Origin of the sequence: Pseudomonas sp. KU26590 (assembly GCF_026153515.1) — a bacterium.
In the GTDB taxonomy this organism is placed as follows: Bacteria; Pseudomonadota; Gammaproteobacteria; order Pseudomonadales; family Pseudomonadaceae; genus Aquipseudomonas.
On the sequence record NZ_CP110644.1, the window covers coordinates 3184740 to 3201003 of the forward strand.

Consider the following 16264-nt stretch of genomic DNA (forward strand, 5'->3'; position numbering starts at 1 on the left):
CATATGACTTCACTGAGGCCACCGCGCATTCCATGGACAAATTCGACCAGGCCATCCTGAGCATCCTGCAAAACGATTGCACCCGCCCGATTGCGGAAATCGCCGACAGCGTCGGTCTCGGCAGCACCGCGTGCTGGCGCCGTGTGCAGAAACTCGAAGAGCAGGGGATGATTCGCGGGCGCGTCGCGTTGCTCGACCCGGGGCAGTTGAACGTCGCGGTAACGGTGTTCGCGGCGATTCGCACCAACCAGCACAACGCCCAGTGGCTGGGTCGCTTTCATGACCTTATCGCCACGCTGCCTGAAGTGGTCGAGTGCTACCGCATGGCCGGCGATACCGACTACATGCTGCGGATCGTGGTGCCGGACATCGCCGGCTACGATGCCGTCTACAAGAAGCTCATTCAGCTGTCGGGTATCACCGACATGAGCTCCAGCTTCGCCATGGAGCAGATCAAGTCCACGACCCAGCTGCCGCTTAACTACACGTCGTGAACCTCGCATCGGGGTAAATTAAAAACACCCGGTCTAAATCCAGCGCAAAAAAAAGCAGCCATTCGACGATGGCTGCTTTTTTTGTTCGTTGGGAAACGTCGAGGAAAGAATCAGACGCGAGCTTTGTCGATCCACTCCATCGACGTGCGCCAGATGCAGATGCCCAGGAAGTACGCCGACATGGCCAGCCACACGAACAGCGTCACCGACGCGTTGTACGGGTGGTTCATGACCAGCAGGAAGCTGCACAGGAACCAGACGGCAGTGACTGCAATGTTGAGGGCCATGAAGCGGCGAACGCGGAACGGGTGCAGGAACTTCATGCGTGTGACGGTCAGCAGCGCGAGGCAGATCACCGTGATGAAGGTCAGCCAGGGCGCCGGGGAAAGGATGTACACGCACAGGGCGACGACGTTCCAGGCGGCGGGGAAGCCCTGAAAGTAGTTGTCCTTGCTCTTCATCTCGACGTTGCAGAAGCAGAACAGCGACGACACCAGGATGATCGAGGTGGTCAGCAGCAGGGTGTATTCCGGCAACGGAATGTAGCGGTAGATGAACAGCGCGGGGATGAACACGTAGGTCAGGTAGTCGATCACCAGGTCGAGCACGGAGCCGTCGAAGTGCGGCAGGACCGACTGCACGTTGAGCTTGCGCGCCAGGGAGCCGTCTACACCATCGACGATCAGGGCAAAGCCCAGCCAGAGCAGGCACGCCTTGGGTTGGTTATCGAACAGCGCAATGGTCGCCAGGAAGGCGAGCACCACCCCCGTAGCGGTAAAACCATGGGCGCCCCAGGCCTTGAGCCAGGCGATGCGTTGAATTGGAATCATGGACGGTCCTTCTGGAAATAAGCGGGTTCGGTCGGGTACGGCAGCGGTCGACGGAACCAGAGGTGCATCTATCGACCGGGGATCGGTCGATAAGGTTCATACGTAGCCCCTACACGGTAGCAGGCGGCGCAGGCTTTCGTTACTCAAATGTGACGCCGTGACACGGAGCAGAGCGGCGCAGGTGTCATTGGTCGGCTGACCGACAAAGAAGGCAATATGCTGGCCCCGATGCAGAGACTACCTCGTCAGAATCCACGCCTGATCAGTCACTTAGGCAAGGAATCGCATGTCATTTATCAAGGTACTACTGACCTTCTGCCTTCTCGCCTCGATGACGTCCCAGGCCTTCGCGCGCGGTCCAAGCAAAAACGAACGCGACCTCTGCACCTGGGGCGCCGGGATGGCGGCTACCGCTCAGCAATACAAACTCGCCGGTCTGACGCTGTACGGCGCCCGCAACAAGATGCAGGCCCAGCACTTCGCCCAGCAATGGATGCGCATGAGCGCGCTGGGCATCACAGAGCAGACCTACGACAGCCCGTCGAGACTGCGTCCTGAAAGCGTCAAACAGGTGTATTACGAAGGCTGCATCAAGCACGAAGTCGCACGGCGCTGAACCGTCGCGCCGCAACCCGGAAGGTGCGGCGCGACCCATGCTGTGCAACAGGTACAGCCCAATCAGTCCAATAAAAGCGGGATCAATGGGTTCCGCGCGGGATGGTCTTCAGCAGATCCGCAGGGCTGATATGCCCCACCACCTGCACGCCGCTGCCCGGGTGCGGCAGACCCAGAATATGGCCCTTGATCTTGCCGATGACGTGCATTTCGCACGGCTTGCAATCGAACTTCAACGTCAGCACTTCATCGCCATGCACCAGCTGCATCGGCTCCACCTTGGTGCGCACCCCGGTCACGCCCTTGGCCTGCTTGGGGCACAGGTTGAACGAGAAGCGCAGGCAGTGTTTGGTGATCATCACCGGCACTTCGCCTTTCTCTTCGTGGGCCTCGTACGCGGCGTCGATCAGCTGCACGCCGTGACGATGGTAGAAATGCCGCGCCTTTTCGTTGTAGACATTGGCCAGGAACGACAGGTGCGCCTCAGGGTAAATCGGCGGCGGCGAGGTTTCCGGCTTGCGGGCACCGCGCGGGTGCGCCTGGATGCGAGCGGCGGTCAGGGTCTCGATGACCTCACGGCGCAGGGCCTTGAGTTGCGAATTCGGAATGAAAAACGCTTGCGGCGCGTCAAGCTCGATGGCGGTCGCGTGGTATTCGGTGGTGCCGAGCTGGCCGAGCAGATCGTGCAACTGTTCCAGCGCCTGCTCCGGTTTGTTGGCAACGCCAAACGGGCCGTTCAGCTCGACGCGGGCACTGATGCCTTCTTCGCTGGTGGCGACCAGTTCCAGACGTTCTTCACGCAGACGCGCCACCCATGACAGGCCGATGCGGCGTTCGGCTGAGGTCTTTTGCAGCGCCTGCTGCCAGTTGTGATCGAGGTTACGGCTGAGCGGATGGTTGGGCCGCAGCTGCAGGCCTTTCGGCATCTCGTTCGGCTCGACGCGGTAGCGGTAGCGCTTCTCGCCGTCTTCCTCGAACTCGCCCTTGGGCTCGGCGATGTTGGCCCGGAAACCCACCACTTCGCGCTTGACCAGCACGTTGAGGCCGTCGCCGTTGGACAGCGGCTCGTGGGTCACCACCTGCAAATCACGCTTGCCGACTTTTTCGACCACGCCGACCAGCAGGCCGGTGAAGGTCGGCGAATCAAACGCGCCGATGTCGATCTTGCGGTCGGTGACAAAGTAATCGGTGCTGCCCCGGTGGAAGGTCTTGTCCGGGTCCGGCAGGAAGAAGTGCGCGGTGCGGCCGCTGGAGGCGCGGGTCAGGTCCGGGCGGTCTTCGAGGATCTCGTCCAGACGCTGGCGGTAGTAGGCCGTGATGTTCTTCACGTAGCCCATGTCCTTGTAGCGGCCTTCGATCTTGAACGAGCGCACGCCCGCATCCACCAGTGCGCGCAGGTTGGCGCTCTGGTTGTTGTCTTTCATCGACAGCAGGTGTTTTTCGTACGCAACGACGCGACCCTGATCGTCTTTCAACGTGTAGGGCAGGCGGCAGGCCTGGGAGCAGTCGCCACGGTTGGCGCTGCGCCCGGTGTGCGCGTGGGAAATATTGCACTGACCGGAGAAGGCCACGCACAGTGCGCCGTGAATGAAGAATTCGACGGCGGCATCGGTTTCGTCGGCGATGGCGCGGATTTCTTGCAGGTTCAGCTCACGGGCCAGCACCAGTTGCGAGAAGCCGGCCTGATCGAGGAAGCGAGCGCGTTCCAGGGTGCGGATGTCGGTCTGGGTGCTGGCGTGCAGCTCGATGGGCGGGATGTCCAGCTCCATCACGCCGAGGTCCTGCACGATCAGCGCGTCGACGCCTGCGTCGTACAGCTGATGTATCAGCTTGCGCGCCGGTTCCAGCTCGTTGTCGTGAAGGATGGTGTTGATGGTGGTGAAGACGCGGGCGTGGTAACGGCGGGCGAACTCGACCAATTGGGCGATTTCGCTGACGTCGTTGGCCGCATTGTGGCGCGCGCCGAAGCTCGGGCCGCCAATGTAGATCGCGTCAGCGCCATGCAGAATGGCCTCGCGGGCAATCGCCACGTCGCGGGCAGGGCTGAGCAATTCCAGGTGATGTTTAGGCAGAGACATATTTTTTATTCGGCATGGTCACGGTCAAGGCGCGCATTGTAGCGGCGAAACGCCTGACCGGCACCCGTCTGCTGCCCGATGGCGCCCACCTGTGGGGCGGGGGCGCCGGGAAACACCCGTGATCAGGCCTTGGCGGCCATCGCCGTGACTTCCACGCGCATGCCTTCGACGGCCAACGCGGCGACGCCGACAGCGGCGCGCACGGGCCAGGGTTTGGCGAAGAAGCGCTTGTAAACCTCATTGAACGCGGCGCGATCGGCCATGTCGGTGAGGTAGATGGTCAGGTGCAGCACACGGTCCATGGAACTGCCGGCCCGTTCAAGTGCCACTTTCAACGCCTGCAAGGTGCACTCGCTCTGCTCGACGATACCGCCCAGTTCCAGGCTGCCGTCGGCGCGCGTCGGGATCTGCGTGGAAACCAGCAGACCGCCGAAGCCGGCGACGTCCGAGGAGATGGAATCGGCGTCAGGATCCGGCGTGAAGGTGATGTCGTGGTTTGCCATGGCGAAGGTCTCTTCTACGAGTGGGTGAATGACGGGCCGGAAAAGGCCGGCGGTCATGATGTCCGACTCGGAAGGGAAAAGGGAGGCTTGACAGTGTTGGGCGCGCCGAGTGAGCGCGGTGCCCGATCCAAACGTCATGCCCATGCGGCAGCGGGCCGGCACAAAAAAGCGAGCCGCTGTCACGTTATCTCTGACGTGAAAGCGGCTCCGGGGGGGTTGTCAAATCGGCGGATTCAACGTCATTGAAAGTAGCAGTGGCGTATTCCGTTAGCTAGCTAACATTTCGCAATACAGTGTTGCCGATGCGGAAATAATCGTTCTCGTGCTGATAGCCCGGCCAGACCGTCCGGCACGGGCGCTGTGAAAAACACCGAACTCATGCAACAGGCCTCCAGTCCATCCTTAACGCTGACCGTTTGCGTTGGAACATTTCAAGGAGAGCGCCATGACTGATTACCCGAAACCGCCGTTCAAGCCTCAGCAGCAGCCTGTTCCTGGCGATCAGAGAAAGATGGACCCTACCCCGGACTGCGGCGAAAGCAGTTACAAAGGCTCCGGCCGCATGAGCAACAAAGTGGCGCTGATCACCGGCGGCGACAGCGGCATTGGCCGCGCGGTGGCCATTGCCTACGCCCGTGAGGGCGCCGATGTTGCGATTTCGTACCTCGATGAGCACGACGATGCCAGGGAAACCGCACGCTGGGTCAAGGAGGCGGGCCGTCAGTGCCTGCTGCTGCCGGGCGATCTGGCCGAGAAGGCGCAGTGCCTGGCCATCGTCGACGAAACGGTGAAGCAATTTGGCCGGATCGACGTGCTGGTCAACAACGCCGCATTCCAGATGTCCCACAAGACCCTCGAGGACATCTCCGACGAGGAATGGGTGAAAACCTTCGATATCAACGTCACCGCGATGTTTCGCATCTGCAAGGCGGCGGTGCCGCACATGGCGGCGGGCAGTTCGATCATCAATACCAGTTCGGTCAATTCCGATTCGCCGAAGCCGACCCTGCTGCCGTATGCGGCCACCAAGGGCGCCATTGCCAACTTCACCGCTGGCCTGGCGCAATTGCTCGGTGAGCGCGGCATTCGCGTGAACAGCGTCGCGCCCGGCCCGATCTGGACGCCGCTGATTGTCTCGACCATGACCGACGAGGACGTGAAAAGCTTCGGCGAAGAAACGCCCCTCGGCCGCCCGGGTCAGCCGGTGGAAGTCGCACCGATCTACGTGCTGCTGGGCTCCGACGAGGGCAGTTACATCTCGGGGACACGTTATGGCGTAACCGGCGGCAAGCCGATTCTGTAGCGGGTCTTGTGAGGGCTGATGCGTCACGATTAGAAGACGCAGACAGAAAAGGGGCTGCCCATGCAGCCCCTTTTTTCGTTCAGTGTTTTGTGCGCTGTCAAACCCGCCGTGGCCCGGCGATGACCCAGATGGCGGCGCCGATCGCCGGGAAGATAACGATCAGCACCGTCCAGCCCACCTTGGTGCTGGACGATTTGGTGCCGCGCCACACACTGGCAATGGCCCACACGTCCGCCAGAAGGATGAGGACCGTCAGGGCGATCGGCAAGAGCGTTTCCATGTCGTTGACCTTGTTGCGCGCGGGATCACATGGCCGGGATGCCGGTGAGGGTTTCAGTTTCAGTTTCAGTCACGGATGCCGTCAGAGGGATTTCAGGGCTGCCGGGGGTCAGGATGACTTTGCGGCAGTCTTCCTGTTTCTTGTCGAAAATCTTGTAGCCCTCGGCGGCCTGCTCCAGGGACATGCGGTGGCTGATGATCGCCTCGGGCGCAAGACGACCGGCCTCGATGTGCTCCAGCAGTTCCGGCAGGTAGCGCTGCACGTGGGTCTGGCCCATTTTGAAGGTCAGGCCCTTGTCGAACGCATCGCCGAACAGGAAGCCGTGGATGAAACCGGCATACACACCCGGCACGCTGACCACGCCGCCACGGCGCACGGCGGCGATGCACTGGCGCAAGGCCTTGCCGCTGCTGCCTTCGATTTTCAGGTTGGTCAAAATGGTTTCAGTGGTGCTGCCCTTGGCTTCGAAACCCACCGCATCGACCACGCCGTCGACGCCGCGCATGCCCTTGGTCTGACGGATGATGGTGTCGGCCGGGTCGTCGTCTTCATCGAAGTTGATCGGAATCACGCCGTAGGTGGCCTGGGCGTACGCCAGCCGGTAAGCGTGGTGATCCACCATGAAAATCTGATCGGCGCCGAGCATCCGGGCCACGGCCGCCGCCATCAACCCCACAGGACCGGCGCCGTAGATGGCGATGCTCGAACCCTGGCCGATGCCGGTGTTCATCACCGCCTGATAACCGGTGGGCAGGATGTCGGAGAGGAACAGGACCTTTTCATCCGACAGCGTGCCGGGGACCTTGAACGGGCCGGTGTTGGCCTTGGGCACGCGCACGTACTCGGCCTGGCCGCCGGGGATGCCACCGTACAAATGGCTGAAACCGAACAGCGCAGCCCCTGGTGGAATGGCCTTCTTGTTCATGATCGCGCCGCGACCGGTGTTGGTGGTTTCGCAGGCGGCGTACAGGTCCAGGTTGCAGAAGAAGCATTCGCCGCAGGCAATGACGAAGGGGATCACCACCCGGTCGCCGCGCTGCACGGCAGTGACGGCTGAGCCGGTGTCTTCGACGATGCCCATGAATTCGTGGCCGAAAATATCGCCGTGCTCGACGGTGGGGATCTTGCCGCGGTAGAGGTGCAGGTCGGAGCCGCAGATCGCCGTGGCGGTCACGCGCAGGATGATGTCGTCAGGCTGTTCGAGGACCGGATCGGCAACGGTGTCGACTTTCACGTCATGGGCGCCGTGGTAGGTGAGTGCTCTCATTGTGATTTTTCTCCGCGGTTAATTAGGGGCAACTAAGTAGCGGAGCAGGCAGCGAGGTGTTTAGTTCAGGACTTTGCAGGTGTGGGGGATTAGCGGTGCCTGCGGTGCTTCGGTGGGACCGGCTGAAGCCGGTCCCACCGTGTGATCGCGGTGCTTGAGTAGGACCCGCGTCAGGATGGGCTATTTGAGCCCGACCCGTTTGCGCATGTCTGCGGTAATGGTCTGGCGGGTTTTGCCCAGGTCCGCCCAGGGGTCGCTGTCCAGTTCGGCGAGGCGTTCATGCACGCTGTTGATGTCCCAGACGTTGGCGCCTTTGATCTCCAACAATTCCTCGCGATAGATCGGCACTGACACCGGCAGGCCTTCCCGTGTGCGCACCGAATACGCGCAAATGGTGGTGGCGCCGAGGCCGTTGCGCAGGTAATCGATGAAGATCTTGCCAACGCGGTTTTTCGGCCCCGACACCGCTGAAAAGCGCTCTGGCAGCAGCCTGGCGATGTGCTTGACGATGGCGTGGCTGAAATCCTTCACGGCGTCCCAGTCCGCCTTTGGCGTCAGCGGCACGACCACATGGATGCCTTTGCCACCGCTGGTTTTCAGGAACGATTTGAGTCCCAGTTCATCCAGCACGGCGAGTGTCAGTTGCGTGGCTTCCACCATGGTTTTCCAGGGCAGCGCCGGATCAGGGTCGAGGTCGAGAATGAAACGGTCCGGCCGCTCAAGGTCCCTGGCGACGGCGTTCCAGGTGTGCAGCTCCATGGCGCTCATTTGCACGGCGCCGATCAGCGCTTCGAGGTTGTTGATCAGCATGACCGGATGGCCGGTGTATGCCTTGCCCATGGTCTCGATGCCGGGGATGGCGAGGCGATCGGCGTTTTTCTGAAAGAACAGCTCACCGCCGATGCCTTCCGGGGCCCGCACCAGCGCCACAGGGCGCTGGGCCAGTTGCGGCAGGAGCCACTCGGAAATGCGGATGTAGTAGTCGGCGAGGTCTCGCTTGGTCGCGCCACTGGTGGGATCGATTACCCGCTCGGGGTGAGTCAGGCGAATCTTGCCCGTTCTGGTATCGGCGGCGGCAGCGGATTCAGGCTGGCTCTGGTCCGTTTTGACAGGCTTGGAGGCTTTTGCGCGTTTGCGGGCGGAGGCAGGTTTTGACGTCTCCTCCGTCGGCGCGTCTGGCGCGTCTGGCACTTCTGGCGCCTGCGCTGACCCTGACCCTGACCTTTGATCGGCTGAAGGCGCCGGAGCCGGAAGCTCTTCGGTGATCGACTCCGCAGGCTTGTCGGTGCGCAGGCCATGGAAAACCGCATGCCGCACCGATCCCTCTTTGGTGATCTCGGCGAAAGCGACCTCCGCCAGCATCACCGGCTTCAGCCAGTGCACGCCCTTGACTTCAAAGCCGGTGGGCGGATTGACCACCGCAGCCTCCTTGGCGTGGAGCGGCGTCAGCTGGTCGTATATCGTGCCCAGCGTGGCTTCATTGAAACCGGTGCCGACCTTGCCGGCGTACCTCAGCTCGCCACTGTCGGCGTCGTGCAAACCCAGGAGCAACGCGCCGAATTTGCTGCGCGCGCCCTTCGGATCGGTGTAGCCCACGACGACGAATTCCTGGCGGCGTTTGCACTTGAGCTTGATCCAGTCACCGCTGCGGCGTGACACGTACGGGCTGCCGGCGCGCTTGCCGATCAGACCTTCCATCTTCATCTGGCAGGCGCTGTTAAGCAGGACTTCCGGCACTTCGGCGAAATCTTCGGAGTACCTCAGCACCTCGTCGTCGGTCCGTTCGAGCACCTTGGACAGGGCGGCGCGGCGCTGTTCCAAGGGCACTTCACGCAGGTCCATGCCATTGAGGAAGGGCATGTCGAACAGGTAATAAATGATGTTGCCGCTGCGTCCGGCCTCGAAGGCGTTTTGCAGGGCCTGGAAGTCGGGGACGCCCTCGTCGTTGGCGACGACCATTTCGCCGTCGAGCCAGGCGGACTCAAGGCCCAGGCCGGCGATAGCTTCGGCCTGGCGCGGCATTTTGTGCGTCCAGTCATGGCCATTGCGGGTGAACAGCTGCACCTTGCCGTCGGTCACGCGCGCCATGACCCGATAGCCATCGAACTTGATCTCGTAGCGCCAGTCGCCTTCGGGGGCGGATTCCACCAGCGTGGCCAGTTCGGGCTTGATCAGGTCCGGCAGCTCGCCAGGTTCGGCGCCGACCAGTTGCGCCTTGGCGGATTTTTTTCGAGGGGCCGGGACTTTCTCTACCGGCGTTGGCTCGTCACGCCTGGACTTTGCCGACCTGGACTTTGCCGACCTGGACTTTGCAGACGTGGTTGAGGCCGCCCCGGATGACGCCGTTTTGGCCCCGCGTTTTTTGGGAATCAGGGTGCGCTCGCTGAGCACGCTGTCGGGCAGCACCTTGACCACGTCGTAGTCGGATTCCGGGCGGGCGAATTCGTCCTGATGCTTGATCAGAAACCACTGCTCCTGTTTGCCGGGAATGTGCGTCTTGACCAGGTTCCATACACCGCCAAGCTTCTCGCCCTGGAGTTCAAATTTGAGCTTGCCCTTGGCGTAGGCCTCGGCAGGGTCGCAGAGGGGTGTCCACACGCCGCGGTCCCAGACGATGACGTCGCCCGCACCATAATGCCCCTCGGGAATGCTGCCCTCGAAAGTGGCGTACTCGACGGGGTGATCCTCGACATGCACCGCCAGGCGCTTGGCGTTGGGGTCCAGCGAGGGGCCCTTGGGCACGGCCCAGCTTTTCAGCGTGCCATCGATTTCCAGGCGGAAATCGTAATGCAGGCGGGAGGCGTCATGCTTCTGGATGCAGAACTGCAGGGCGTGTGCTGCCTTCCTGGTCGAAGCACGCTTTTTCTTCGTGTTGCCTGACGGCTCCGGCGTCGCGTCGAAATCGCGCTTGCGGTGGTATTCGTCCAGTCCGGCGCTCATGGAAATCCCTCACCCTGGGGCATGTGTCTGTTAAAGGCAGAGTTCGCGGGCAGGGCGGAGTTCCGGGGTCGGGGCCCATCGCCCACTACACTCAAGGAAGATGGCGCCTGCTCGGGCCTCTTCCCGGCTAAAGCCGGTCCCACTAAATGATCGCGTTTCCACAGTAGGACCGGCTTCAGCCGGGAAAGCGTCAGTGGAGACACTGCAATACGGTGGCGCCTAAACGGGCCTCTTCCCGGCGGAAGCCGGTCCTACAGGTAAAGCGCGGCCTGATAGTGGGACCGGCTTCAGCCCGGAAAGCGTCGCAGAAGACACTGCAATACGGTGGCGCCTAAACGGGCCTCTTCCCGGCTGAAGCCGGTCCTACAGGTGAAGCGTGGTCTTATAGTGGGACCGGCTTCAGCCCGGAAGGCGTCGCAGAAGACACTGCAACACGGTGGCGCCTCAACGGGCCTCTTCCCGGCTAAAGCCGGTCCCACTAAATGATCGCGTTTCCACAGTAGGACCGGCTTCGGCCGGGAAAGCGTCAGTGGATACACTGCAATACGGTGGCGCCTGAACGGGCCTCTTCCCGGCGGAAGCCGGTCCTACAGGTAAAGCGCGGCCTGATAGTGGGACCGGCTTCAGCCGGGAAGGCGTCAGTGGAGACACTGCAAAATCAAACGAGGGGAGCAGGTCAAACAGCCCCGCGCTGCTCGGTCGCTTCTGCCAGCATCGCCAGGGTCTGTTCCATGTCGACGATGGAGGCTTCCAGCGTGGCGAAGCATTGGGCGATGCTCTGTTTGTCGTCCACGGTCTGGTGCCCTGTCAGTTCGGTAACTTCGGATAATTCAAGCCTGAACAGTTCGTTCACGCTGCTACGAAGTTCGTTTAATTGATTGAGCACAACGGCCAGTTGATTGCGGGTTGCATTGCTCATGTCGGGCCTCACGTAATAAGGGGCGGGCGCGTGTCGCGTGATGACACGCTGACAGACATGAAAAAGGCAGGGTGTTTAAACCCTGCCTCTCTCAACTAAAAGATTCGATCAGCCCGTGACAGGCATGATCCGAATTATTTAGCAGCATCACCGCCGTGCGCTTTAGCCAGGGCTTTAGCGTGGGTCAGGTGCTCTTCCAGCTTCGGAAGGGTTGCAGTCGCGAACGCTTTCAGATCAGCGTCTTTCCCTTCAGCAGCTTCTTTCTTGAACAGCGCGATGGTTTGCTCATGGGCAACCACCTGGTTGTTCGCGTACGCCTGATCAAACGACTTCGAGCTGCGCAGTTCGAGGATCATGGCTTTCGCTTTGTCCATCAGCATGGCGCTGTCTGACACTTCCAGCTTCTTGGTGTCTGCAATGCCTTTGAGCTTGGTGTTGGCGGCGGTGTGATCTTTCACCATCATCTCCGCGAACGCTTTCACGTCGGCAGAACTGCCTTTTTCCAGCGCAAGTTTACCGGCTTCGACTTCTGCCACACCTTTGGCGGAGGCATCTTCCACGAAGTCGTCATTGTCCTGGGCGGCGAAAGCGCCTTGGCTACCGATGGCCATCAACAATGCGAGTGCGGAAGTCTGAATGAGATTTGCCATAGTGAAGTTCCTCTTCTGTCCTTGACGTGGCTTGAGTGCCCGTATGTATTCCGACGTACTTGTCACATTAATCGTTCAGAGAATTTCGTAACGGGCTGCTGTCAGGTCATTTGTCGAAAGACTTAATCACCCGCGACTCTGTATCAGAGCGATTCAAACCATTCCCTGTAAGGTGTATTCAACGCCTTGTAGCGATTGAAGTCCGCTGCACCGTCCGACCACCACACCGGACCGCGTTCACCCAATGCAATCTTTGCCGCGTTGACCGAAGTGCGAGCGGCCTTAAGGGCGGCTGCATCCTCGGTGCGTTTGGCGGCTTTCACCGCTTGCCGCGCCTTCATCAAGGCATTGACCCACTCTTGCCTCTCTTCTTCGCCGAGGGACGGGTTGCTGCAGCGCCACAGCTGCCCTTTGACGACGAAATAGCGGCCGTCCGGCGTGGTCGGATAGATCACTGAATTCGCGTTACCGTCAGCACCACCGCAGCGATGCGGTCAGCTTGCCGATAGGTCTCGGTGTCCAGCTCCTCGCCGAATACGTCGGGGTCCATTTCGCGGTAAGACCAGGCCAGATCAGGGCGATCAATGAGTTTGCGTGCCTGCTCTAGAAAGAGGTCAACGCCGTCGACCGAAGGCGCGCCGGTGTACAGCAACACGCTGCCGCCCGGGGCCAGTCGCTTGATGGCTTGGGCCAGAATCCGCACGGACAGCTCGGAACCCAGTTGCTCGCCCCCGTGGCGGTAGGCGCGTTCCTGGGTGTCCTTCATGTAAGGCGGGTTGGCGACGATCAAGTCGAACTCGCCGGTGGTCCCCGCCAGAATGTCGCTGTGGTAGGCCACCACGTTGTCGGCCTTGGCCAGCGACGCGTTGACGGCGGTAAACCGCAAGGCAGTGGGGTTGATGTCCACGGCCAGCACACTGGCATCCCGTCGGCCACGGCCGATCAGGATCGCGCCGACGCCACTGCCGCAGCCGATGTCGACGGCGGTGCGAATCGGGTGCGTCGAGGTGCGCAGGTGTTCTTCGATGGCCTGGGCAAAGCGGTAGGTGTCGGGGCCGAAGAACACAGAATCATGGGCCATGGTGGGGAAGGCGGAGTGGACAAACAATAAGTCGTCCAGGCTCGACCAACGCACTTCACTGGCCCACATACCGGCATGGGCACGGAGCACACCGGCGGCCAGCAGCGTTTCGAGCTCAGCTTCGTCCAGCAGGCCGGTTTCGAAAGGGCGGCTCCAGCCGAAGACGTCGCGCAGGCTGCGGGCTTTACGGTTCTGCTCACGCCCATTGACCCGCTCATGGGTCAACGGCGTGACCGTCGTGAAACGATAGCCGTCAGCCTGGAGGCGCTGACCCAGCTGCAGCAGCGCGAGATCGTGGGTTTCGTCGGTCATTTCTGGCGCATTGAGTGTGGGATCAAGCAGTGTCTGCGGGTTCATCGTGTCAGGCTTCCTTGCGCCAACTGGCGAGCATAGATTCGGGTGGCCGCCAGACCTTCCGGCGTGGGATGGGAATCGGGCGCGATCAGCTCGACCAGTTTCTCGAACGGCAGGTAAGGGGCGTTGCGCGGCGACTGTTCGGTGTCGGTGTTCGCCACAGGGCGGCGACGAAAGCGCGTACGAAACGGGTTGCTCTGCTCCGACGCCTGCCAGTCACCGGCGATCCAGTCTTTGAGTAGTTGCATTTCATAGCCGCTGAACACCCCGAACATCACCGCGCCCGGGCCGTCAATCAATTGCCAGAAACGGCTGTCCTGGGGATCCTGGTTGCGTTTGATCCAGCCGCGATCTTCCAGCGCGCTCAGCAGCTGACGACTCTGGCCTGGGGTGGCGAGCCAGTCATTGATGGTGCGGCCTTCGAGGCGGCAGTAATCGGAATGCATGTGCTGGCCGAAGGTACTTTTGGTCTCCAGCATCGAGACCACTTCTTCTTCCAGGTCGAAGGCGCGGACGATGTCGGTCGAACCAATGCCCAGGTCGTTGAGCAGGTAGCCCGCGCGCAGACGCTGGAGAAATTCACCCTTGCTGTCGTCGTTGGGCAACAGATCCAGCACGGCCTGCACCGCCTTGTGGGCGTGGCCTGAGCTTGCGTTGTCGATGGTCACGTGCAGGGTGAAGTAATACGGGTCGATGCCCAGTTCGCTCAGCTCGAAGGCGGTGATCAGCAGATGCAGCGGCAGTTGCTCATAACCGAGGTTGTAGCCGAGAATTTCTGGCAAAAACTCATCGCTCAGGTGACCGAGACCCAGCTGAATCGCGCCTTGCAGATACAGCGAATCGTCGAGCGGTGCGATGGGCGCGCAATCGTGTTCGGTGAGCAGGTTGCGGTACAGCACCACGTGGTTCAGCGCAGGCTCGCCGTCCCCCAGCTCTTCGAGGTAGGTGCGGATCAAGCCGTGGTAGCGCCAGTCGTTGGCGTGCTTGACCGTTCCGTACAGCCAGGCACCATCCACCAGTTTGCTCGGCGCAACGCTTTGCAGGAAATACAGCGCGTGGGCCTTGTTGGTGAAGAATTTGCGGGGCCCGCCGGCGCGGCGTTCCTCCAGATAGACACGGTATTGCTCGGCCACGGAATGACTGTTGCTCGCTACCCATGCCGACAGATCACTGAGGTCAGCAGGCAGGTTTGACGGCAGCCTTTGCGCGATCTCCAGTTGTTCCTGGAGAAAATCACGGACATTGTCCCGCTCGCCTTCTACCTGTCCGCGTAGCAGACGGGCGTACAGCGAGTAGTGGGCGCCGGTGGACACGTGCGCCGTGGCAGAACGCTCGGAAAGTAGCTGCAAAGAGGTCATGAGTAGCCTGCTGACTTATCTTGATATGTAGGTCAGAGGGAGACGGTTCGGGAAAATTCCATCGAGTTGCAGGGCAGTCGATGATCGACACCTGCGGCGGATGAGCGGCCCTGATCTGGATTCAACTGAAGACCCTGGACTGAAATATCGTACAGAGACGGGCGTCCGATATAGCTGTGAAATATCAGGACAGCGCGCCGGGTTCCCGCCAGCGTGTAGACTTCGGCGACTCGCGAGCGCCGCGCCTGGCCGGTTGCGTGGCGCCTTCAATTAACCAGCGGTAAGGCTTTATTTATGGATCTGCGTCAACTGGAAGCGTTCGCGGCGGTGATGTCCGCAGGGAGTGTCACTGCCGCCGGCAAGATGCTGGGCCGATCGCAGCCTTCGGTCACACGGGTCATCCAGGAGCTGGAGCAGGAACTGGGATTCGCGCTGTTTGAGCGCAGCGGTCCGAAGGTCACGCCAACCCACAAGGCGTTCATGATGTACGGCGAGGTGGAGAGCGCGCTGCTGGGCATCCGCAACATTCGCCAGCGCGCGGCGCATATCGCTCAAGAAGAAAACCACCAGATCAAACTGGTCGCGATTTCGGCGCTGGCGGCGGGGCTGTTGCCCGCTGCGCTGGCGCGACTGCCCGAGCATCTGCGGCCGCAGCAGGTGCAACTGCAAAGCATGTCGCCGGAGAACGTGGTTCAGGCGGTGTTATCCAAGACCATGGACCTGGGCGCGGTCAGTCTGCCGCTGGAGCATCGCGGCCTGGACATTCACTGGATCGGTGAAGCGCCCTGCGTGGCAGTGCTTCGAGCAGATTCGGAACTGGCACGCCATGAGGTGTTGTCGATGGAACTGCTGTCGCAACAGACGCTGGTGACCATGGCCAATCCCTACCGCTTTCGTCGACGCATCGACAAGGCCTTCGCCGACGCAGGGGGTGGAACGCCGCGCATGCTCGACACCAACACCTCGCTGATTGCCATGCAGATGGCCCGGGCCGGGCTGGGCATTGCGCTGGTGGACCCGTTCACCGCGATGGGTGTACCGGTGGAAGGTGTGGTGGTGCGGCCCATCGCCTGCAACATCCCTTTCTTCTTTGGCCTGATTTCCGCGTTCGCCCACCCGCTGTCGGACGTTGCCCAGGCTTTGATCGAAGAAATCGCCCATTCGGCCAGACAACTGCTGCCCGACATGCTCATGCACGAGGCCGGTGCACACGATGCGCTGCTGCAGAGCATTTACGCGGAGTAGTTAACCCGCAGGGCATCTCGGCCGCGCTCAAGGTGCAGCGGCTGGGACGCTTTTTTGTGGGACCGGCTTCAGCCGGGAAGGGGCAGTGACTGGCGATACAGATCTGTTGGATGCATTGACGTCTTCCCGGCTAAAGCCGGTCCCACAATTCCCGCACCGGCCGCAGTACTGGCGGTATGACCCAACGCCCGTTGCAGGACCGGCTTTATCCGGGAAGTCAGCACGACTGACAGCCATCCAACTTTTAGCTATATCGATATGCTTTTTTGCGCGTTGCAGGAATAAGGAGCGGCTTTTAGTATTCGGTTTACGCATTCAAGGGCTTTAAGAATTCATTTTCACTGATT

Annotated in this window: 15 protein-coding genes; 4 read left to right on the forward strand and 11 right to left on the reverse strand. The window is 61.2% G+C overall.

The genetic code is table 11. The features are described 5' to 3' along the window. Positions 1-32: 32 nt before the first annotated feature. Positions 33-494, forward strand: coding sequence for an Lrp/AsnC family transcriptional regulator (locus tag OKW98_RS13865; protein ID WP_265385251.1), 462 nt, complete (start codon positions 33-35; stop codon positions 492-494). Positions 495-604: 110 nt separating this feature from the next. On the opposite strand, the gene pcsA is transcribed toward OKW98_RS13865, so the two are convergent. Then, the gene (gene pcsA / locus OKW98_RS13870; protein ID WP_265385252.1) at positions 605-1324 is read right to left on the reverse strand and encodes a phosphatidylcholine synthase; all 720 of its coding nucleotides are present in this window, start codon (positions 1322-1324) and stop codon (positions 605-607) included. A gap of 286 nt (positions 1325-1610) precedes the next feature. Here pcsA and OKW98_RS13875 point away from each other — a divergent pair, with 286 nt between their 5' ends. Beyond that, positions 1611-1940 (forward strand): hypothetical protein, encoded by a 330-nt coding sequence (locus OKW98_RS13875; protein ID WP_416147164.1) that lies wholly within the window; start codon positions 1611-1613, stop codon positions 1938-1940. An 82-nt stretch (positions 1941-2022) separates the two neighbouring features. Here the strand turns inward: OKW98_RS13875 and OKW98_RS13880 are convergent, their stop codons facing one another. Both OKW98_RS13880 and OKW98_RS13885 read right to left on the reverse strand, forming a co-directional pair. Next, positions 2023-4017, reverse strand: a complete 1995-nt coding sequence (locus OKW98_RS13880; protein WP_265385253.1) for a peptidase U32 family protein — start codon at positions 4015-4017, stop codon at positions 2023-2025. Between the two features lie 122 nt (positions 4018-4139). After that, positions 4140-4520 carry a RidA family protein gene (locus OKW98_RS13885; RefSeq protein WP_265385254.1) on the reverse strand — a complete coding sequence of 127 codons (381 nt, stop codon included), beginning with the start codon at positions 4518-4520 and terminating at the stop codon, positions 4140-4142. Positions 4521-4965: 445 nt separating this feature from the next. On the opposite strand from OKW98_RS13885, the gene OKW98_RS13890 reads away from it, so the two are divergent. Further along, positions 4966-5823, forward strand: a complete 858-nt coding sequence (locus tag OKW98_RS13890; RefSeq protein WP_265385255.1) for an SDR family oxidoreductase — start codon at positions 4966-4968, stop codon at positions 5821-5823. 97 nt (positions 5824-5920) lie between these two features. On the opposite strand, the gene OKW98_RS13895 is transcribed toward OKW98_RS13890, so the two are convergent. The 8 genes from OKW98_RS13895 to OKW98_RS13930 all read right to left on the reverse strand — a co-directional run bounded on the left by OKW98_RS13895 (position 5921) and on the right by OKW98_RS13930 (position 14672). Further along, complete coding sequence (locus OKW98_RS13895; protein WP_265385256.1) at positions 5921-6103, reverse strand: PLDc N-terminal domain-containing protein; 183 nt, start codon at positions 6101-6103, stop codon at positions 5921-5923. 25 nt (positions 6104-6128) lie between these two features. Next, entirely contained in the window at positions 6129-7370 is a 1242-nt protein-coding gene (locus OKW98_RS13900) for a zinc-dependent alcohol dehydrogenase (protein ID WP_265385257.1), read from the reverse strand. 180 nt (positions 7371-7550) lie between these two features. Then, on the reverse strand, positions 7551-10310 hold the full coding sequence (gene ligD, locus OKW98_RS13905; RefSeq protein ID WP_265385258.1) for a DNA ligase D: 2760 nt from the start codon (positions 10308-10310) through the stop codon (positions 7551-7553). A gap of 676 nt (positions 10311-10986) precedes the next feature. Then, positions 10987-11229 carry a hypothetical protein gene (locus OKW98_RS13910; protein WP_265385259.1) on the reverse strand — a complete coding sequence of 81 codons (243 nt, stop codon included), beginning with the start codon at positions 11227-11229 and terminating at the stop codon, positions 10987-10989. 134 nt (positions 11230-11363) lie between these two features. Continuing rightward, on the reverse strand, positions 11364-11879 hold the full coding sequence (locus OKW98_RS13915; protein WP_265385260.1) for a DUF4142 domain-containing protein: 516 nt from the start codon (positions 11877-11879) through the stop codon (positions 11364-11366). 143 nt (positions 11880-12022) lie between these two features. Then, complete coding sequence (locus OKW98_RS13920; protein WP_265389729.1) at positions 12023-12331, reverse strand: hypothetical protein; 309 nt, start codon at positions 12329-12331, stop codon at positions 12023-12025. Further along, positions 12331-13272 (reverse strand): class I SAM-dependent methyltransferase, encoded by a 942-nt coding sequence (locus OKW98_RS13925; protein ID WP_265389730.1) that lies wholly within the window; start codon positions 13270-13272, stop codon positions 12331-12333. Before OKW98_RS13925 ends, OKW98_RS13920 begins: the two co-directional genes overlap by 1 nt. 41 nt (positions 13273-13313) lie before the next feature. Continuing rightward, positions 13314-14672 (reverse strand): iron-containing redox enzyme family protein, encoded by a 1359-nt coding sequence (locus tag OKW98_RS13930; protein ID WP_265385261.1) that lies wholly within the window; start codon positions 14670-14672, stop codon positions 13314-13316. A gap of 294 nt (positions 14673-14966) precedes the next feature. On the opposite strand from OKW98_RS13930, the gene OKW98_RS13935 reads away from it, so the two are divergent. Further along, a complete protein-coding gene (locus OKW98_RS13935; RefSeq protein WP_265385262.1) occupies positions 14967-15917 on the forward strand; it encodes a LysR family transcriptional regulator in 951 nt (316 codons plus the stop codon). Positions 15918-16264: the final 347 nt, after the last annotated feature.

What these genes read in the sequence shown, in the direction of transcription:
- OKW98_RS13865 (WP_265385251.1), top strand. Translation starts at nt 33, where the DNA reads ATGGACAAATTCGACCAGGCCATCCTGAGCATCCTGCAAAACGATTGC.
- pcsA (WP_265385252.1), bottom strand. Translation starts at nt 1,324, where the DNA reads ATGATTCCAATTCAACGCATCGCCTGGCTCAAGGCCTGGGGCGCCCAT.
- OKW98_RS13875 (WP_416147164.1), top strand. Translation starts at nt 1,611, where the DNA reads ATGTCATTTATCAAGGTACTACTGACCTTCTGCCTTCTCGCCTCGATG.
- OKW98_RS13880 (WP_265385253.1), bottom strand. Translation starts at nt 4,017, where the DNA reads ATGTCTCTGCCTAAACATCACCTGGAATTGCTCAGCCCTGCCCGCGAC.
- OKW98_RS13885 (WP_265385254.1), bottom strand. Translation starts at nt 4,520, where the DNA reads ATGGCAAACCACGACATCACCTTCACGCCGGATCCTGACGCCGATTCC.
- OKW98_RS13890 (WP_265385255.1), top strand. Translation starts at nt 4,966, where the DNA reads ATGACTGATTACCCGAAACCGCCGTTCAAGCCTCAGCAGCAGCCTGTT.
- OKW98_RS13895 (WP_265385256.1), bottom strand. Translation starts at nt 6,103, where the DNA reads ATGGAAACGCTCTTGCCGATCGCCCTGACGGTCCTCATCCTTCTGGCG.
- OKW98_RS13900 (WP_265385257.1), bottom strand. Translation starts at nt 7,370, where the DNA reads ATGAGAGCACTCACCTACCACGGCGCCCATGACGTGAAAGTCGACACC.
- ligD (WP_265385258.1), bottom strand. Translation starts at nt 10,310, where the DNA reads ATGAGCGCCGGACTGGACGAATACCACCGCAAGCGCGATTTCGACGCG.
- OKW98_RS13910 (WP_265385259.1), bottom strand. Translation starts at nt 11,229, where the DNA reads ATGAGCAATGCAACCCGCAATCAACTGGCCGTTGTGCTCAATCAATTA.
- OKW98_RS13915 (WP_265385260.1), bottom strand. Translation starts at nt 11,879, where the DNA reads ATGGCAAATCTCATTCAGACTTCCGCACTCGCATTGTTGATGGCCATC.
- OKW98_RS13925 (WP_265389730.1), bottom strand. Translation starts at nt 13,272, where the DNA reads ATGACCGACGAAACCCACGATCTCGCGCTGCTGCAGCTGGGTCAGCGC.
- OKW98_RS13930 (WP_265385261.1), bottom strand. Translation starts at nt 14,672, where the DNA reads ATGACCTCTTTGCAGCTACTTTCCGAGCGTTCTGCCACGGCGCACGTG.
- OKW98_RS13935 (WP_265385262.1), top strand. Translation starts at nt 14,967, where the DNA reads ATGGATCTGCGTCAACTGGAAGCGTTCGCGGCGGTGATGTCCGCAGGG.